Genomic DNA, 17,343 nt, shown 5'->3' on the forward strand with positions numbered 1-17,343 from the left:
CTAATGGATGAAAAAAGGAGTACGTTAAACGGCAGACTAAGAGCAATTGAAAGTAACGATGATTCTAACATTCTAAAGCTTTACAGAAAAAATTTTCCAAAGGAATTCCAATGGTTCTCTGATGAGAGAATACTTGATAATACAGTGAGAGATGCGGATTATTGCAGCGAAGCTTCTTTTATATATGAAGTAGAAGAAGCCGGTGTAGTTCGTGCTGCGGGAATTATCATAACGAAGCTCTCACAGGATTATGAGAAGGAAGTATTATCTGATACCATGTGGATCACCATGCTGGCAGTTCGCGAAGAATACAGGGGCTGCGGTGTCGGCTCGGTGCTCCTTGATGCTTCTGTTAAAAAGGCGAAGGAGCTTGGCATAAAGGAAGTTGTTCTTGGCATGGAGTTTCGGAATCTGTTTTCAGGAATCCCTGCACCGGATGATGCAAAGAAGGAGTTCTTTAAAAAGGCAGGCTTTATACTTGGGGAAAAGGATCACTATGATATGTCTGCAAATATGCAGGAGAACTTTGTTCCCGATGAATTTGATGCTTCAAAATGCGTTGGCTATCACGTAAAGAGGATGGAGCCTCAGGATGCCGATAAGGTTCTTGGCTTTTTGCTTAGGGAGTTTCCTGACAGATGGCATTTTGAGATCGATCAGTATATTAAAACAGGCGGAGACCTAAAGCAGGTATTTCTTTTGATACAGGAAAGCGACGGTGATGTGGTGGGCTTTTCAATGACCCATGACTATGGGGATGCTGACAGAAGCGGCGGACTTGGGCCAATAGGAATCGGAAGCTCTGTCAGAGGAAAGAAGCTTGGCGGGCTCATCCTCACAAAGGCCCTTATCGGATTAAGAGAGCAGGGCGTCAGAGAAACCTGCATTGATTGGACAGGACTTGTGGATTTTTACGGAAAATATGGTTTTCATAAGGAAAGAGCATTCAGAGCAGGTAGCCTAAGCCTTAAGTAAACAGGGCAGGTTACTGGCGCTGTTGTATGTGCTGCAATGATAGAGGAGTTTAGACGTATGAAAATTGAAGGCGGACTTGTTTTTGACGAAAATTACAGCTTTACGAAAAAGGATATTTTTACGGAGGGTGAGCTTTTCTCTGAAAAATCATCTGACGAAGAGGTAATAGATGCAAGCGGCTGCTATGTGATTCCGGGACTTGTGGATATTCACGTGCATGGCTGCATGGGCAGTGATTTCTGCGATGCTACTGCGGAGTCTATAGAGGATTTCCTTAAATTTGAGGCATCCTGCGGTGTAACGGCTATCTGTCCCACCACCATGACAGTGCCAAAGGAAAAGCTTTTGAGGGTTGCAGATGCCACAAAGCAGTATATGGATATAAGGAAAGCTGCGGCAAAGGATGCAGGACATTTTATCGGAATAAACATGGAGGGCCCCTTTATTTCTCCCGAAAAGAAAGGTTCACAGGAGCTTTCCGATATCTGCGATCCTGATGCGGATTTTGTAAGGCAGATGAATGACAGAAGCGGAGGTATGATAAAGCTTGTGGACATCGCGCCGGAAAGGCCGGGAGCTTTTGAATTTATAAAAGAGCTTAAGGATGAATTCATAATTTCCGTAGCCCACACAGACTGTGACTACGATACCGCACTTGAAGCCATGAGGCTTGGTGCCCATCATGTGACACACCTTTATAATGCCATGAGACCGTATCTGCACAGGGCTCCGGGACCTGTCGGAGCAGCAATCGATGATAAGGAGTGCATGTCAGAGCTTATAACTGACGGAGTGCATCACCATGGCAGCATTGACAGGAACACCTTTACCCTGCTTGGGGCGGAAAGAGTAGTTCTTATAAGCGACAGCATGAGAGCCACAGGACTCCCGGATGGAACCTATGAGCTTGGCGGTCACGAGGTTTTTGTTAAGGGAAAGAAGGCTCTTTTATCTGATGGAACAATAGCAGCCAGTGTTACCAACCTCTTTGACTGCATGATGACTGCGGCAGACGAGATTGGAATTCCTTTTGAGATAGCAGTCAGGTGTGCTACTATTAATCCGGCAAAATCAGTTAAGGCTGATGATATGATAGGAAGCATTGAAACCGGAAAATATGCAGATTTTCTCCTGATCGATAAGAATAGCCATGAGCTTAAGCAAGTTGTCTTAAGGGGCAGGAGATTATAATGGTAGGGATATGATAACAAGTACAAATAATCCAAGAGTTAAGAAAATAGCAGAATACTGCAAGAAATCCAAGGCAAGGAGAGAAGACGGCGTCTTCGTAGTAGAAGGCATCCGCATGGTCAGAGAGGTGCCGGTAGACCTTCTAAGAGAGCTGTATGTCACTCCGGAGTTTATGAAAAATATCTCTGATGAAGACAGATATATTATAGAAGAAATAGGCTCATCTGACAGTGCTGTCATGGAAGAGGTATCACAGGATGTCATGGAAAAAATGGCAGATACCAAGACTCCTCAGGGCGTACTTGCTGTTGTAAAGCAGACCCGTTGGGAATTGACAGATATGCTTGGGGATAATCCCATGCTCCTGATACTTGAAAATATTCAGGATCCCGGGAACCTTGGCACCATGTTCAGAACAGGTGAAGGTGCGGGAGTAACAGGAATAATAATGAGCTCTGATATGGCAGATGTGTATAATCCCAAGGTTGTCAGATCCACAATGGGAGCTATTTTCAGAATGCCCTTTATTTATGCGGATTCTATTCCGGATACAGTTAAAACCCTTGAAAAAGAGCATGGAGTAACCACATATGCAGCTCATCTCAAGGGGACAAAGAATTATGATGAGATAGATTACCATGGCCCATGTGCTTTTATGATAGGTAATGAAGGGAATGGTCTGACAAAAGAGGCAGCAGATGCAGCCTCAGAATACGTGATTATTCCCATGCTTGGCAGAGTTGAATCGATGAATGCTGCTGTATCAGCGGCGGTGCTTACTTTTGAAGCAGCAAGACAAAGGAGGAATTAAGGTATGACAATCGGAGTAATAGGACTTGGAAACATGGCAAAGGCCCTTATTGGCGGAATCATTTCAAAGGGCATCTTTGATCCTCAGGATATCATCGGGGCTGATCCCTTAGAAGCAGCAAGAGAAAAGGCTGAGAAGAAGTTTCAGATTCAGGTTAAGGACAACAATGCTGATGTAGCAAGGGAAGCAGATGTAATTCTACTTGCGGTAAAGCCTCAGTTTCTTAAGGTTGCCATCGCTGACATCATGGATGATATCAATGAGAATAAGCTTATAATCAGTATCGCTGCCGGTAAAACACTGGAGTGGATATCCAAAGAGTTTGAAAAGGATGTAAAGATTATCAGAGTCATGCCAAACACACCTGCACTCGTAGGTGAGGGGTGTGCTGCAATCTGCCCTAACAGTCTTTGTAACGACGCTGATCTAAACCTTGCGCTGGATATTTTCAGAAGCTGCGGCACAGCCAATGTGGTTCCTGAAAACATGATGGATGTTGTTACAGGTGTCAGCGGTTCTTCACCTGCCTATGTATTCCTTTTCATAGAGGCAATGGCAGATGCTGCTGTCCTTGGGGGAATGCCCAGAAAGCAGGCCTATGAGTTCGCTGCTCAGGCAGTACTTGGCAGTGCCAAGATGGTCCTTGAGACAGGCAAGCATCCCGGCGAGCTTAAGGACATGGTATGCTCCCCTGCAGGAACAACCATCGAAGCGGTGAAAGTAATGGAAGAATCTGGCTTTAGAGGCATTGTTATGGACGCTGTGGAGGCAGCAATACTGAGGAGTAAAGAGCTCTAAATTTGACAATATTGCTTCGGCTTGTTACAATATGAAAAGTTTTGCAGTAACAATTGCGTAACAAACTTAAAAAGGAAGCAAAAAATATGAAGAAGTTGGACGCGTTAATGCAGGGAATTTCCGCATTTACACTGGCAATCCTATTATTCGGAACTTCCACCGGCATTACGGCAGAGGCTAGAACATTAAATGCCTTGAATAACAACGATGTGGGTATCGGTAACATATTGAACCCCACCGATGTTACAGAAATCTCGGAAGAGGATGTTGCAAAAGCGCAGGATGTTGCATCCGCAATCAACAGTCAGCCTGAAGAAGCTGATGAAGAGGAAGAGTACGAAGAGGAGGACGACTCCAGACTCGTAATGGCAAACGTATCACAGGTAATGAACATCAGAGTATCGCCTGAAGATGATGCAGAGAAGCTCGGAGTTCTTTACAAGGACTGTGGTGGTAAGATTATAGAACAAAAGGACGGTTGGACCAAGCTTGAATCAGGAGATCTGGTTGGCTGGGCCAAGGACGATTATCTCCTCTTTGGTGAAGAGGCAGAAGAGCTTGCACAGGATGTTGGTGTGCAGCTTGTATCCAGTAAAGAAGATGCTCTCAGAATCCGTAAGGAAGCTGACGAGGATGCAGAGGTTCTGGGTGTTATTACAAATCATGGATTTGTAGAGATGATAGAGGATCTTGGAAACGGTTGGATCAGCGTAGATTATAACGATGAAACTGGTTATGTTCAGGCTGAATATGTAGAGACCGATTTCAGAATCGACGAAGGCGAGACCATGGCTGCGATCAAGGCTCGCGAGGAAGCAGAAGCTAAGCGCAAGGCTGAAGAAGCAGCTAAGAAGGCTAAGCTTACAAAGAATACAGGTGCTGTTGCAGCAGGCGCTGATGAGGCAAGACTTCTTGCAGCACTTATTTACTGCGAAGCAGGTAACCAGCCCTATGAAGGAAAGGTTGCTGTAGGTGCGGTTGTTATGAACCGTGTTAAGAGTGGTGCTTATGCAAACACCATCTCAGGTGTAATTTATGCATCAGGTCAGTTTACTCCTGCACTTAATGGTTCAGTTGACAGAGTTTATGCAGGTAATGTTCCTGATAGTTGTATCCAGGCAGCCAATGCAGCTCTTGCGGGTGAGACCAATGTAGGCGGATGCACACACTTCAGACGTGCCGGCGGACATGACGGAATTGTTATCGGAGCTCATGTATTCTGGTAAGTTTGAAAATAACAAAATAAATTGATACAATAAAGCCTGACCGTGGCAGATTTGCTGCGATCGGGCTTAATCTATTTAATGACATAATGTTTTTTGGCTTGTATACCGAGGGAGGTACATAATGGCAATCAATTTACAGGGAAGAGATTTTTTGAAACTGTTGGATTTTTCACCGGAAGAGATTGAGTACATGCTGGATCTTGCAGCTGAGCTTAAGGAGAAAAAACAAAAGGGGATTCTTCATGATGAGCTCAGAGGCAGAAATGTTGCTCTGATATTTGAGAAAACAAGTACTCGTACCCGCTGTGCATTTGAAGTTGCCGCACATGACCTTGGTATGGGAACCACCTATCTTGATCCTACGGGCTCACAGATTGGTAAGAAGGAGAGCATCGCAGACACAGCCCGCGTGCTTTCAAGCATGTACGACGGAATAGAATACAGAGGCTTTGGACAGGAGATAGTTGACGAGCTTGCGAAGTATTCCAAGGTTCCTGTATGGAACGGACTTACCAACGAGTTCCATCCCACACAGATGCTTGCAGATCTCCTTACTATCAGGGAGCATTTTGGACATCTTAAGGGTATAAAAATGGTATACATGGGTGATGCCAGATATAACACAGGTAATTCACTTATGGTTGCCTGCGCAAAGATGGGAATGCACTTTGTTTCATGTGCTCCAAGGAAATACTGGCAGAGCAGAGAGCTTATCGATACCTGTAAGGATATAGCAAAAGAGACGGGTGCTGTCATTGAGAATACTGAGGATGTTATGGCTGCTACAAAAGGCGCAGATGTAATAGCAACCGATGTATGGGTGTCAATGGGCGAGCCTGCAGATATCTGGAAAGAGAGAATAACTGATCTTAAGCCCTATGCTGTAACCTCAGAGGTTATGGAAAATGCCGGAGATAAGGCAGTATTTATGCATTGTCTTCCTGCATTCCATGATCTTGGTACAGGAATCGGAAGAGAGATAAAGGAACAATTCGGACTTGATGAGATGGAGGTTACAAACGAAGTTTTTGAGTCCGAGCAGTCAATAGTTTTTCAAGAGGCAGAAAATCGTATGCATACCATAAAGGCAGTAATGTATGCAACGGTCGTTAGAAAATGATGGATAAAAGAACAATAGAAGCTGCGCTTAATACGGATTATGTGGGAAGAGACCTGGAGTTTTATCCTGTGATCGATTCCACCAACAATATAGCCAAGGCAGCAGGTGATGAAGGAAGAGCCTCCGGTTTTCTTGCTGTAGCAGACAGGCAGGATGCTGGCAGAGGCAGCAGAGGCAGGAGCTGGATAAGTCCTGCAGGTCACAATATTTTCATGAGCCTAATGGTTAGGCCCAAGATCCCTATGGATAAGGTATCAGGTCTTACGCTTGTTATGGCGCTGTCTGTATCCGAAGCTTTAGATAAAGCTATGACGGCTGCAGGTGTAAGTGATGATGTAAGAACAGGCATCAAATGGCCAAACGACATCGTCTTAAACAAAAGGAAGATCTGCGGTATACTTACAGAGCTTCACATGATGCCGGGTAGCGAAGAGTACTTCGTGGTGATAGGCTGCGGCATAAACGTAAATCAGCCATCTGACCTTTTTGCAGAAGAGATCAGGGATATGGCCGGCTCTGTTTTTTCAGAAACAGGAAAAGAGCTGGACAGATCAAAGCTCATAGCTCTTTGTATGAAATATTTTGAAGAGAATTATGCAAGATATGTAGAGCGATGTGACTTATCACTCCTTAAGGATGAATACGAGAAAAGACTTCTTAACAGAGATAGTAAAGTCAAAATCCTTGATCCAAAGGGAGAATATGAAGCTGTTGCCCTTGGAATAAATAAAGAGGGAGCTCTTTTAATAAAAAATGAAAATGGCGATAGTGAAGAGATAATCGCAGGAGAAGTAAGCGTAAGAGGTCTTTACGGATATGTATAGGAGCTTTTACCAATAGTTTCAGATACGAATAAATTGCAGATGGGAGATAGCTATGTTACTGGCAGTTGATGTTGGAAATACTAATATAGCATTTGGTGTTTTAAAGGGACAAAAGATAGTTGCTTCTTTTCGTATGATGTCACAGACGGCTCATACATCAGATGAGTATGGCAATAACCTTATCGCGATGCTTCGAAATAACGGCATAGACAGGGCGGAGATACAGGGAATAATCGTATCAAGCGTAGTTCCCAATGTGATGCACGCTCTTGTTAACGCCATGGTAAAGTACCTTGGAAAGCAGCCATATATTGTGGGCCCCGGCATCAAAACAGGAATCAAGATTGTGACAAAGAATCCTGCAGAGGTCGGTCCTGACCTTGTGGTGGGTGCTGTTGCTGCTTATGAGATGTATGGCGGACCTGTGATTGTTATAGATTTTGGAACAGCTACTACATACGTTTATATCGATGAAAAGGCTGAGTTTTCAGTAGGTGTAGTAAGTCCCGGAATCAGAATCTCAGCAAAGGCGCTGTGGCAGGATACAGCAAAGCTCCCTGAGATAGAGATCAAAAAGCCTGACAGTATCCTTGCTCAGGAGACCATAAGCTCCATGCAGGCAGGACTTGTGTATGGTCAGATCGGTCAGACCAAGTACATAATTTCCGAAATGAAAAGAGAGCTTGGCAGGGACGATATAAAGGTTGTCGCAACAGGCGGCCTTGGAAGACTGATATCAGAAGAAGTTGAGGAGATAGATATCTATGAACCTAACCTTCTTATACACGGGCTTCGTATTATTTATGAAAAGAACAAGCGCAACAAGCCGCATAATGAAGGGTTTACAGAGGCAGAAGAGTAATGAGTAATAAAAATTTTGAAGAAAAAGAAACAAGAGAAGTTTACAGTGATTCAGAGAGCGTAGGTGATGAGAATAAACCTCATTCAGAGACACTTGACGGTAAAAAGCCTGAGGGCAGAAGACTTATCATAAATAAAGAAACAGGTAAGATCACCAATGCAGAAACAGGCGAAGAGGTATCAGATATCCAGGTGGTGACTGAAGACGGCTCTCTTGGCAGCGTATCAGCAGGAGGAAGGATCATCCTCTGCGGAGCAAATGCGTATGAGATGAAGTATTATTTTAATCCTCTTTTCAAGAAGATTCCTGAAAGTATCCAGAAGGAGCTGCACATTATATCTGTGCTTTTTACTCAGGAAGCAGGTGGTGTTTTCACAATCGAGTTTGAGGATGACGGAACCATTACAATGGAGACCACAAGAGATGAAGATGATATCACCTATGATGAGATAAGCGCAGGACTTCTTATTGGTGAAGTCAGAAGACAGAGACAGGATCTCTTTGAGGCACTTCAGATGTACTACAGAGCCATGATCCTTCATGAGGATGTCAGCGCTATCTTAAGTGAGGATGATGAGTAATGCAAAGACACTTTAATGCTTTTCGGGATAAAAGTGTAAAATATAATGATTATCTTCATCCGCTTTTGATAGGTGATGTGGAACTGAAAAACAATATTATCTTAGGTCCCATGGCAGGAGTATCGGACCTGCCATTCAGGCTTTTGTGCAATGAGATGGGAGCAGGACTTGTCTGCATGGAGATGGTAAGCGGCAAGGCCATAACCTACAATAATAAAAACACCGGTATGATGATGGAGATACATCCGTCAGAGCATCCGGTATCGCTGCAGCTTTTTGGAAGTGAACCTGAGATAATGGCAGAGGCCACAAGAATAATTTCTAACAGACCCTACGACATCCTTGATATAAACATGGGATGTCCCGTGCCAAAGGTTGTATCCAACGGTGAAGGTTCCGCTCTCATGAAAAAACCTGAGCTTATAGAGAAAATTGTAGCGGCAATGGTAAACGAAACAGACAGACCTGTGACCGTTAAAATAAGAAAAGGTTTTACGGAATCAAGCGTCAACGCAGTTGAATGTGCGCTGGCAGCAGAAGAGGGCGGTGCATCCGCAGTGGCTGTCCATGGAAGAACCAGAGAGCAGTATTACAGCGGGAAGGCTGACTGGAACATAATCCGCAGAGTAAAGGAAGCTGTAAGGGTTCCCGTAATCGGTAACGGAGATGTTGCAGACGGACCAAGCGCAAAGGCAATGATAGAAGAAACCGGGTGCGACGGCGTAATGATTGCAAGGGCTGCTGAAGGTAATCCCTGGATTTTCAGAGAGGTCATTTCATATCTGGAGACAGGGGAGGCAGTGCCAAGACCTTCTCTTAAGGAAATGTATGAAACTGTTATCAGGCATGCGGATCTGCAACTTAAGTATAAGGGCGAGTACATAGGAATTCGTGAAATGAGAAAGCATGTAGCCTGGTATACCACAGGGCTTCCGGGGTCAGCAAAGTTCCGCGCAGCAATCAATCAGATGGACGACATGGATTCTCTCAAGAAAGCCTGTGCGGAGATATTTAAAATAGAATCATGAAAATAACTATTGGATCGCACTGCTTAATGTGGTGCGATTCTCATAATTTTAAATAATTTTGACTTTTTATGCATATACATATATAATACTTTGGACTATAAACTCGTATATCACGGACGCAGATGGCGGTCCGATTTTAAGAAGGGAAGTTATAAAAATGGAAGAGAAGAAAAACATTCTTACTTACGAAGGTCTTAAAGCTTATGAAGACGAGCTTCATGAACTCAAGGTAGTAAGACGTTCAGAAGTAGCTGAGAAAATCAAAGAAGCTCGTGAGCAGGGTGACCTTTCCGAGAATGCTGAGTACGATGCAGCTAAAGATGAGCAGCGCGACATCGAGGCTCGTATCGAGGAGCTTGAGAAGATACTCAAGAACGCAGAAGTTGTTATCGATGAAGATGTTGATATCAACAAGGTTAACGTAGGTTGTAAGGTTAGACTTCTTGATATGGAAGTTAACGAAGAGATTGAATACAGCATCGTTGGTTCATCAGAGGCTAACAGCCTTAAGGGCAAGATCAGTAACGAGTCACCTGTTGGTAAGGCTCTTATCGGAGCAAAGGTTGGCGACATCGTTGATGCAGAGACACTTATGGGAGTTTTCCAGTACAAGGTATTAGGAATTGTTCGTAAGTAATCTGAGATGGTATTAGTGTATTGGGGACGATGTAATTTGTCCCCAATACTTTTGTAACTATAGTTTTTTGTTTAGAAGAAGGAAAAAGAAGTGGCAGAGAATCAGCAGAATAATCAAAAGAACCAGAAGACAGAAGATATTAACCAGCTTAAGAAAGTACGTCGTGAGAAGCTTGCTGACCTTCAGGCAGCAGGTAACGATCCTTTCCAGATCGTAAAATATGATCAGACACATCACGCACAGGAGATCAGAGATAACTTCGATAAGCTTGAAGTTGTACCCAAGACAGACGCAGAGGGTAAGCAGATCACTCCTGAGCTTTCAGAGATTCCTGAGGAGAAAATCGTTTCTCTTGCAGGTCGTATGATGAGCAAACGTGTTATGGGTAAGGCATCTTTTGCAAACCTTCAGGATAAGTCAGGCCGTATGCAGCTCTACGTTTCAAGAAACGATCTTGGCGACGATTCCTACGCTGCATTTAAGAAGATGGATATCGGCGATATCATCGGCGTTAAGGGCTTTGCTTTCAGAACTAAGACAGGTGAGATTTCTGTTCATGTTAAGGAGCTGACTCTTTTATCCAAGTCACTGCAGCCCCTTCCGGAGAAATTCCACGGACTTACAGATACAGAGATTCGTTTCAGACAGCGTTATGTTGACCTCATCATGAATGAAGAGGTTAAGGAAACTTTCATCAAGAGATCACAGATCATTCAGGAGATCCGTAACTTCCTTGCTGCAAGAGACTTCATGGAAGTTGAGACACCTATGCTGGTTGAGAATGCCGGCGGTGCAGCTGCAAGACCTTTCCTCACACATTACAATGCACTTGATGAGGAGAGAAAGCTTCGTATCTCACTTGAGCTCTATCTTAAGAGACTTATCGTAGGCGGACTTGAGAGAGTATTCGAGATCGGACGTGTATTCAGAAACGAAGGTACAGATACAAGACACAATCCTGAGTTCACACTTATGGAGCTTTATCAGGCATATACAGATTATGAAGGAATGATGGAGCTCACAGAGAGCATGTTCCGTTACCTTGCTGAGAAGGTTTGCGGCACAACACAGGTTCCTTACGGTGATCATATCATCGACCTGGGTAAGCCCTTCGAGCGCCTTACAATGAACGAAGCCATCAAGAAGTACGCAGGTGTTGACTTCGATGCAGTTAAGACAGACGAAGAAGCTAAGGCTATTGCTAAAGAGCATCACGTTGAATTTGAGGATCGTCACACCAAGGGTGATATCATCAATCTCTTCTTTGAGGAGTTCTGCGAGGAGAAGCTGATCCAGCCTACATTTATCATGGATCATCCTATCGCTATTTCACCTCTTACCAAGAAAAAGCCCTCAGATCCTGAGAAGGTTGAACGTTTCGAGCTCTTCATCAACACATGGGAGATGTGCAATGCATACTCAGAGCTTAACGATCCCATCGACCAGCGTGAGCGTTTCGCAGCACAGGATGCCAATGCGGCAGCAGGCGATGACGAAGCAGAGCACACAGACGAAGACTTCCTAAACGCCCTTGAGATCGGCATGCCCCCCACCGGCGGCATCGGTTATGGTATCGACAGACTTTGTATGCTGTTAACGAATAGCGCTAATATAAGGGAAGTTCTGCTCTTCCCGACACTTAAGTCCATGAAGTGATAAGCCCAGTATTCATGAGGGTTTTTGAGATAAGGAATGGCATTTTGACAAACTCCTGACAAACGGGAGATGAATTTAGAGGTTTGTAGATGCGCTCAGAGGCGCACCGTTAAAAACAGAAAACTTTTTTTCGATAACTTTACAAAAGGTTATAAGAGTTACTTTTTAGAAAACAAAATTCTAAGAAGTAGCTCTTTTTTGTTGGCTAATTCATGGATGGTTCTTCAGCACATAAAAAATAAGGAGGACATCATACATGAAAAGAAAAAAAGAAGACAGACCGTATTTTGATGATAACCGTGATTACGTTGGCGAACTTGAAAATGAGAATGAGAAAAACAGTCCATTTAACCGGGAAGTTATAGTCCAGGAAAAAGTAGTGATGCGTACCTTGAGGAAAAAGTGGCTCAGATATAGGGATGCAGAAATTGTTTACAGCCTTGAGCACAAGAAAATTCTTGAGATGGCAGACCAGGCGGGAGCGATTTACAGGAGAGAAGGAACCGTTCTGATCAACAGAGACATCTTTGATGAGTATCTTGAGAGATTCCACCAGCCTGCAGGAATGTATCAAACAAATGGTAATCGGGAGAAAAAAGTTTTGGAAGAAAGAGAGGGCTGAATATGTTCGGAACAATATGGATGTTCTCTGATCAGATTGATGATGAAGATATTCTGTTTGCCCAGAGAAGTTTTATCACCTACAACATGGCCATTGATTACTACAAGATGAGCTACAGGGCAGTTACTCGTGTGGCAGACAGGTCCGGTGCCTTTTACAAACTTCATAAAAAAGTTCTCATAAACAGGGCAATCTTTGAGGACTACTTAAGAAAAAATGGAAAAGATGGGAGGAAAAAAGTATGTGCAAAGTAATCGCAATCGCTAATCAGAAAGGTGGGGTAGCTAAAACCACAACTGCAATGAATCTTGGAATAGGACTTGCTAACAAGGGGCATAAGGTACTTTTAATTGATAACGATCCACAAGGGAGTCTTTCTATCTGCATGGGATATAAGGATCCGGACAGCCTTGAACTCACTATCGTTGATGTTATCGAGAAGATTGTTAATGAGGAAGATATTCCGGAATGTTTCGCTATCATGCACCACAGCGAGAACGTAGATCTTCTTCCTTCAAATATCGGATTATCCGCTGCAGAGGTATCACTTGTAAACGTAATGAGTAGAGAACTGGTACTTAGGGATTATGTGGAAAAGATAAAGGACCAGTATTCATACATCATCATTGATTGCATGCCATCTCTGGGTGTTATGACCGTAAATGCACTTGCTTGCGCTGACACTTGCCTCATACCCTGTGCCGCAGCATTTCTTCCTGTAAAGGGTCTTCAGGCACTGCTTAAGACCATCTATACAGTAAAGCGCAGACTTAATTCAAAGCTTGAGATTGAAGGAATTCTATTAACTATGGTTGATAAGAGAACCAACTATGCTAAGGAAATTATTGCAGAGGTTAATGAAGTATATGGCAAAAGCCTTCGAGTCCTTCCTACAGAGATTCCGCTATCAATCAGAGCAAGTGAAACATCTGCTATGAGTAAAAGCATATATGAATATGATCCAAAAGGCAAGGTGGCAAGTGCCTATAGTGAACTTACAGATTTTGTCGCAGATAATTCATGAAGGGGGTAATCAGATATGGCTGCTAAAAGAGAAAAGATACATTTTGAATCAGTAGATGAGCTTCTTGGAGCACCGGAATTTAAAGAAGGTACCGAAGAAATACAGATTAAAAAGGTACATCCATTTAAAGATCATCCTTTTAAAGTAGTTGATGATGATAAGATGGCGGAACTTGTAGAGAGTATTAAGGTAAATGGGATTTTGTCTCCAGTACTTGTAAGACCGGACAAACAGGGCGGCTATGAGATGGTTTCAGGACATAGAAGAATGCATGCCGCTAAATTGGCAGGACTTGAGGTTATGCCGGCGATTGTAAAAGAAATGTCCGATGATGAAGCAGTAATAATCATGGTGGATTCAAATGTCCAACGAGAAGAGATTTTACCTAGCGAGAGAGCTTATTCTCTGAAAATGAAGATGGATATTGTCAGAAAGCAGGGAAAGAGAAATGACCTCAATGGAACTTCTGGCACTGAGTGCCAGAAGTTGACCGGCGACAGTGTAGGAGAAGAATTTGGACTAAGAGATAGGCAGGTCAGAAAATATGTAAAGCTCACAGATCTGATTCCTGAACTTATGCAGATGGTTGATGAAAAAGTTATTTCAATAGGAATGGGCTATGATATTTCTTTCTTTGATAAGGAAGTCCAGCAATGGATTTATGAATACCGAAAAGAAAATGGCATTCTCAGACCAGAACAGATAGAAGCACTTAAGGCGCAGAAGAATCTTGAAAATATGCAACAGTACCCAGTTATACAGGTTTTGAACAGTGCGTTGCCTGAGCCTAAAACAAACGGAAAGGTCTCATTGTCAGAAAGAAAATTAAATAAGTATTTCCCTTCCCATATGCCTTCAAGGGAGCGTGAAAAGATTATCCTTGAGCTCCTTGCAAAGTGGAAGGAAGAACAGGAGGAAATGGCAGATGAAACTTGATTATCATTACGGACGACAGGCATTCCAGTATGCCATGGTAGAAATTCCACTGCTTATGTTTATTGATGATGCGTTTGAACCACTGTCTATAGAAGCAAAGGTTGTATATGGAATCCTGCTACAAAGGATAAGGCTGGCAAATAGAAATGGCTGGCGGGATGAAGAAGGTAGGCTTTACGTGGTATATCCACTTGAACAGATGCATAAAGATATAGGACTTTCAACAAGAACAATCAGCACAGCACTGAAGCAATTGGAAGATATCGGGATTATTGATATCTGTATAAGAGGTCAGGGAAAACCTAATCTGTACTACGTGAAGAACTTTATATACAAGGATGAGGAAAACTGTTCCAGAGATGCAAAAATTGCATCTCTGGAATAAGGAAGGGGGAGAAGAAATAAAATGAAATTTGAGTATTTTAATGGGAGGGAACCGATATCAAACAGTTATATGGCACTTCCCAAATGTTTTCACAGTGATCCTGTGCTGAACAAGGTATCGGTCAATGCAAGATATCTGTATGCGTTACTGTTGGACAGAATGAAACTTTCTGCCATCAATAACATGGTTGATAAGGAAGGAAAAACCTATGTTTTCTACGATTGGGAAGATGTTCATGAGGCAACGGGCTTAAGTAAGAATACCGTATATAAGCTTTTTGACGAACTGGATTCTGAAAAAGGGATTGGTTTGATAGAGCGTGTGAAGATGGGGCAGGGCAAACCATCACGAATATATGTCATGAGGATTGTTGAGGCAGAACAAAATGTGGATACAAATGCACCTGAAAACCAAAATTCGGAAAAAGTGCAGAAACTCACAATTTGTGATTCAAGCAAAAAAGAGGATATTTCTGAATACCAAAAACTAAACCAGCAAGGTCAAAATTGGGACTCAGAAGTCACAGATATGGGGGCTCCAGAATACCAAGAATTGGGACGTAATAAGAATAATATTAATAAAAATAATTATAATAATAATCTTATCCGTATCTATCCCAGTAATAATATAGCTCTCAAGATGGATGGGATGAGATCAGATGCTGAAGAAACTGCTACAAGGGCTTATGTCAGAGAGGAGATTGGTACGGATGTACTGTGCGAGAGGTTTCCGGAGGATGAGGGGATTATACGGGGAATAGAGGACCTTTTGGTTGATGTCCTTACTTCTAACCGCCCAAAGATATGGATCGGCAGCGAGGAAAGGGAAATAAACTCGGTAAAGGGGAGATTCATGAAGCTTGACAACATGCTCATCGAGGATGTTGTAGCAAGCTGGAAAAACCTTACTGAGGTGCCAAAGAATCCGAGAGCATATTTGCTGACGATGCTGTATAACGTGTCTACAACACACGTTGCACAGATAACTGCTGAAGTCAATCATGGTATGAGATATGGCTTCGGCGTAACTGAAAATCAAGAATTGATGGAGGGTTGATTATGTTTATCTTAAAGCTTTTACTGAAAATTGCATTGTTTCCGGTATTTTTGATCATGTGCTTTATCAAGAGTTGGGTAGGTGTTCTGTCCAAGATCGGCTGTTTGATTCTTGGTCTGTTTTACTTGCTGATGCTGGGAATAATCGTGATGTACATTAGTATGAAAATGTGGGATGCAGTGTTTATGGGAGTTGCATTCTCTTTTGCGGCATTCCTTGTGACTTTTGGCGCGGTTGCAGTGGGTGTTGCGATTGAGGATATTACAGACAAACTCAGCAATATACTGGCGTCTTGAAGAAGAGGGGGAGATAGCGATGAATTTATGGGATGTTAAGGGAGTACCGCACAAAGGATGGGAGTGTGAAGGAGTAATTGATGTTGGGGATGGAACTTCGTCCAGCGATGAAATCGAATATGAGCAGTGTGAAATGTGCGGAAATGAGAAAATACGCTACGTGCATATCATGAAGCACGCGAACTATTTCAGGGAACTGAGAGTAGGCTGTGTATGCGCAGAGAGGATGTCCGGGGATTATGAGAATCCAAGAAAGGCTGAGAATGCTTTGAAAAACAAGCTTCTTCGAAAGAAGAATTTTCTGAAGAAGCCCTGGAAGTATAATCCGTTAAAGGGCTCATATAGCAAGAAATATAAGGGAACATACATTACTCTTGTGAAAGGGAGATATGATAGTTGGGGGATATATTGTGATAAATACAGGTTATGGCAGGTCAGAGGCCAAAAGATAAAGGACTTCAAAGCTGCAGAAGCTCTGGCATTTGAACTATATGAACTTTGCTATAGGCGACAGGAGACAATGGCTGCATAAAATATGCTCTAAATAAAAAGATTACAATGATAAAGCTATTGGTTGTTTTAGACGTATAAAAGGGTATAAAAAGCGGTCAGCTATGACTGCTTTTTATTTTTTTTGCTTTTTTACTGAAGGACAAAACGTGTCCTTGGTATTTGTTAGCATATAAACATAAACAGAATAGATGGCTCAAATAGTGGGGGATGAACTGATTGTTTTAGTTGTGAAAGGTAGGTAAACACTATGAAGAGACTTATATTTTGGATTAAGAATTGCATTATTAAGGATAATCGCGGCTGCAGATCTTTCTGTGTGAATTGTCCATATTATGAACAGTGTAGTTCTGACGAGAGCGGTGTTTGAACATAGTTTTTTCGTGGAGGTAATTGATCGATGAGCGTTGTAGCAGCAAGAGTTTATGAAGACAGGATAGAAGTCGCTGCGGATACAATCTGTATTCGTGGAGGAGATAAGCTCAAAGATGCAGAAAAATCGCATAAAGAATTTGAGAGTTGCAGAGCAGGAAAATGTTGTAGTTGTCTATAGGTCTGCAACTAAATTGGATGCGGATTATGAATTTGAAAGATATGAAAGGAATGATGATTGATATGAACAGATATGGTGATTATACAGATTTCATATTGGTATTTCCATGCAGTAATAAAGTGAAGATTGCAACTCAGGTAGGCGCATTTCTAATAGGAACCATAGGAGGAAGCTTAATGGCAATTGGAGTAGATAAACTAGCACATAAGTGTTCTTCTAAGAAGATTAGAAAATGAGTATTGTATTCAGGGG

General features: G+C 42.7%; 22 protein-coding genes. All 22 read left to right on the forward strand.

What is annotated here, in order from left to right; genetic code table 11:
• Positions 1-3: 3 nt before the first annotated feature.
• The 22 genes from G608_RS0109580 to G608_RS0109685 all read left to right on the forward strand — a co-directional run bounded on the left by G608_RS0109580 (position 4) and on the right by G608_RS0109685 (position 17,327).
• Positions 4-975 (forward strand): GNAT family N-acetyltransferase, encoded by a 972-nt coding sequence (locus tag G608_RS0109580; RefSeq protein ID WP_026495846.1) that lies wholly within the window; start codon positions 4-6, stop codon positions 973-975.
• 57 nt (positions 976-1,032) lie between these two features.
• A complete protein-coding gene (nagA, locus tag G608_RS0109585) occupies positions 1,033-2,166 on the forward strand; it encodes an N-acetylglucosamine-6-phosphate deacetylase (RefSeq protein ID WP_026495847.1) in 1,134 nt (377 codons plus the stop codon).
• A 10-nt stretch (positions 2,167-2,176) separates the two neighbouring features.
• Entirely contained in the window at positions 2,177-2,977 is an 801-nt protein-coding gene (locus G608_RS0109590; protein ID WP_026495848.1) for a TrmH family RNA methyltransferase, read from the forward strand.
• A 3-nt stretch (positions 2,978-2,980) separates the two neighbouring features.
• Complete coding sequence (gene proC, locus G608_RS0109595; RefSeq protein ID WP_026495849.1) at positions 2,981-3,775, forward strand: pyrroline-5-carboxylate reductase; 795 nt, start codon at positions 2,981-2,983, stop codon at positions 3,773-3,775.
• 86 nt (positions 3,776-3,861) lie between these two features.
• On the forward strand, positions 3,862-5,001 hold the full coding sequence (locus G608_RS0109600) for a cell wall hydrolase (RefSeq protein WP_026495850.1): 1,140 nt from the start codon (positions 3,862-3,864) through the stop codon (positions 4,999-5,001).
• A gap of 127 nt (positions 5,002-5,128) precedes the next feature.
• Complete coding sequence (argF, locus tag G608_RS0109605; protein ID WP_026495851.1) at positions 5,129-6,121, forward strand: ornithine carbamoyltransferase; 993 nt, start codon at positions 5,129-5,131, stop codon at positions 6,119-6,121.
• Positions 6,118-6,945: a biotin--[acetyl-CoA-carboxylase] ligase gene (locus G608_RS20695; RefSeq protein WP_051209104.1), complete on the forward strand. Its 828-nt coding sequence runs from the start codon at positions 6,118-6,120 to the stop codon at positions 6,943-6,945. The genes argF and G608_RS20695 overlap by 4 nt, the downstream gene beginning before the upstream one ends.
• Positions 6,946-6,997: 52 nt before the next feature.
• Positions 6,998-7,807: a type III pantothenate kinase gene (locus tag G608_RS0109615; RefSeq protein WP_026495852.1), complete on the forward strand. Its 810-nt coding sequence runs from the start codon at positions 6,998-7,000 to the stop codon at positions 7,805-7,807.
• Complete coding sequence (locus G608_RS23890; RefSeq protein ID WP_242829368.1) at positions 7,807-8,388, forward strand: DUF6145 family protein; 582 nt, start codon at positions 7,807-7,809, stop codon at positions 8,386-8,388. The genes G608_RS0109615 and G608_RS23890 overlap by 1 nt, the downstream gene beginning before the upstream one ends.
• Positions 8,388-9,416, forward strand: coding sequence for a tRNA dihydrouridine synthase DusB (gene dusB, locus G608_RS0109625; RefSeq protein ID WP_026495854.1), 1,029 nt, complete (start codon positions 8,388-8,390; stop codon positions 9,414-9,416). Before G608_RS23890 ends, dusB begins: the two co-directional genes overlap by 1 nt.
• Before the next feature lie 157 nt (positions 9,417-9,573).
• Complete coding sequence (gene greA / locus G608_RS0109630) at positions 9,574-10,053, forward strand: transcription elongation factor GreA (RefSeq protein WP_026495855.1); 480 nt, start codon at positions 9,574-9,576, stop codon at positions 10,051-10,053.
• Between the two features lie 90 nt (positions 10,054-10,143).
• Positions 10,144-11,709 carry a lysine--tRNA ligase gene (gene lysS, locus G608_RS0109635; RefSeq protein ID WP_026495856.1) on the forward strand — a complete coding sequence of 522 codons (1,566 nt, stop codon included), beginning with the start codon at positions 10,144-10,146 and terminating at the stop codon, positions 11,707-11,709.
• A 256-nt stretch (positions 11,710-11,965) separates the two neighbouring features.
• A complete protein-coding gene (locus G608_RS20705) occupies positions 11,966-12,331 on the forward strand; it encodes a DUF6462 family protein (RefSeq protein ID WP_022766300.1) in 366 nt (121 codons plus the stop codon).
• A gap of 2 nt (positions 12,332-12,333) precedes the next feature.
• Positions 12,334-12,585 carry a DUF6462 family protein gene (locus G608_RS0109645; RefSeq protein ID WP_022762244.1) on the forward strand — a complete coding sequence of 84 codons (252 nt, stop codon included), beginning with the start codon at positions 12,334-12,336 and terminating at the stop codon, positions 12,583-12,585.
• Entirely contained in the window at positions 12,573-13,355 is a 783-nt protein-coding gene (locus G608_RS0109650) for a ParA family protein (protein WP_026495857.1), read from the forward strand. The genes G608_RS0109645 and G608_RS0109650 overlap by 13 nt, the downstream gene beginning before the upstream one ends.
• 15 nt (positions 13,356-13,370) lie before the next feature.
• Complete coding sequence (locus tag G608_RS0109655; RefSeq protein ID WP_026495858.1) at positions 13,371-14,291, forward strand: ParB/RepB/Spo0J family partition protein; 921 nt, start codon at positions 13,371-13,373, stop codon at positions 14,289-14,291.
• Complete coding sequence (locus G608_RS20710; RefSeq protein WP_035795279.1) at positions 14,281-14,676, forward strand: replication initiator protein A; 396 nt, start codon at positions 14,281-14,283, stop codon at positions 14,674-14,676. Before G608_RS0109655 ends, G608_RS20710 begins: the two co-directional genes overlap by 11 nt.
• Before the next feature lie 21 nt (positions 14,677-14,697).
• On the forward strand, positions 14,698-15,732 hold the full coding sequence (locus tag G608_RS0109665; RefSeq protein ID WP_026495859.1) for a replication initiator protein A: 1,035 nt from the start codon (positions 14,698-14,700) through the stop codon (positions 15,730-15,732).
• 2 nt (positions 15,733-15,734) lie between these two features.
• Positions 15,735-16,028 (forward strand): hypothetical protein, encoded by a 294-nt coding sequence (locus G608_RS0109670; RefSeq protein ID WP_026495860.1) that lies wholly within the window; start codon positions 15,735-15,737, stop codon positions 16,026-16,028.
• A 19-nt stretch (positions 16,029-16,047) separates the two neighbouring features.
• Positions 16,048-16,560 (forward strand): hypothetical protein, encoded by a 513-nt coding sequence (locus tag G608_RS22435; protein WP_051209107.1) that lies wholly within the window; start codon positions 16,048-16,050, stop codon positions 16,558-16,560.
• 378 nt (positions 16,561-16,938) lie between these two features.
• Positions 16,939-17,091 (forward strand): hypothetical protein, encoded by a 153-nt coding sequence (locus tag G608_RS23230; protein ID WP_155833263.1) that lies wholly within the window; start codon positions 16,939-16,941, stop codon positions 17,089-17,091.
• Between the two features lie 26 nt (positions 17,092-17,117).
• A complete protein-coding gene (locus G608_RS0109685; protein WP_155833264.1) occupies positions 17,118-17,327 on the forward strand; it encodes a hypothetical protein in 210 nt (69 codons plus the stop codon).
• Positions 17,328-17,343 lie beyond the last annotated feature (16 nt).

This window comes from Butyrivibrio sp. WCD3002 (assembly GCF_000424265.1).
Classification (GTDB): Bacteria; Bacillota; Clostridia; order Lachnospirales; family Lachnospiraceae; genus Butyrivibrio.

Coding starts and splice junctions, on each gene's coding strand:
- G608_RS0109580 (WP_026495846.1), top strand. CDS start 4: ATGGATGAAAAAAGGAGTACGTTAAACGGCAGACTAAGAGCAATTGAA.
- nagA (WP_026495847.1), top strand. CDS start 1,033: ATGAAAATTGAAGGCGGACTTGTTTTTGACGAAAATTACAGCTTTACG.
- G608_RS0109590 (WP_026495848.1), top strand. CDS start 2,177: ATGATAACAAGTACAAATAATCCAAGAGTTAAGAAAATAGCAGAATAC.
- proC (WP_026495849.1), top strand. CDS start 2,981: ATGACAATCGGAGTAATAGGACTTGGAAACATGGCAAAGGCCCTTATT.
- G608_RS0109600 (WP_026495850.1), top strand. CDS start 3,862: ATGAAGAAGTTGGACGCGTTAATGCAGGGAATTTCCGCATTTACACTG.
- G608_RS20695 (WP_051209104.1), top strand. CDS start 6,118: ATGATGGATAAAAGAACAATAGAAGCTGCGCTTAATACGGATTATGTG.
- G608_RS0109615 (WP_026495852.1), top strand. CDS start 6,998: ATGTTACTGGCAGTTGATGTTGGAAATACTAATATAGCATTTGGTGTT.
- G608_RS23890 (WP_242829368.1), top strand. CDS start 7,807: ATGAGTAATAAAAATTTTGAAGAAAAAGAAACAAGAGAAGTTTACAGT.
- dusB (WP_026495854.1), top strand. CDS start 8,388: ATGCAAAGACACTTTAATGCTTTTCGGGATAAAAGTGTAAAATATAAT.
- greA (WP_026495855.1), top strand. CDS start 9,574: ATGGAAGAGAAGAAAAACATTCTTACTTACGAAGGTCTTAAAGCTTAT.
- G608_RS20705 (WP_022766300.1), top strand. CDS start 11,966: ATGAAAAGAAAAAAAGAAGACAGACCGTATTTTGATGATAACCGTGAT.
- G608_RS0109645 (WP_022762244.1), top strand. CDS start 12,334: ATGTTCGGAACAATATGGATGTTCTCTGATCAGATTGATGATGAAGAT.
- G608_RS0109650 (WP_026495857.1), top strand. CDS start 12,573: ATGTGCAAAGTAATCGCAATCGCTAATCAGAAAGGTGGGGTAGCTAAA.
- G608_RS0109655 (WP_026495858.1), top strand. CDS start 13,371: ATGGCTGCTAAAAGAGAAAAGATACATTTTGAATCAGTAGATGAGCTT.
- G608_RS20710 (WP_035795279.1), top strand. CDS start 14,281: ATGAAACTTGATTATCATTACGGACGACAGGCATTCCAGTATGCCATG.
- G608_RS0109665 (WP_026495859.1), top strand. CDS start 14,698: ATGAAATTTGAGTATTTTAATGGGAGGGAACCGATATCAAACAGTTAT.
- G608_RS0109670 (WP_026495860.1), top strand. CDS start 15,735: ATGTTTATCTTAAAGCTTTTACTGAAAATTGCATTGTTTCCGGTATTT.
- G608_RS22435 (WP_051209107.1), top strand. CDS start 16,048: ATGAATTTATGGGATGTTAAGGGAGTACCGCACAAAGGATGGGAGTGT.
- G608_RS23230 (WP_155833263.1), top strand. CDS start 16,939: ATGAGCGTTGTAGCAGCAAGAGTTTATGAAGACAGGATAGAAGTCGCT.
- G608_RS0109685 (WP_155833264.1), top strand. CDS start 17,118: ATGAATTTGAAAGATATGAAAGGAATGATGATTGATATGAACAGATAT.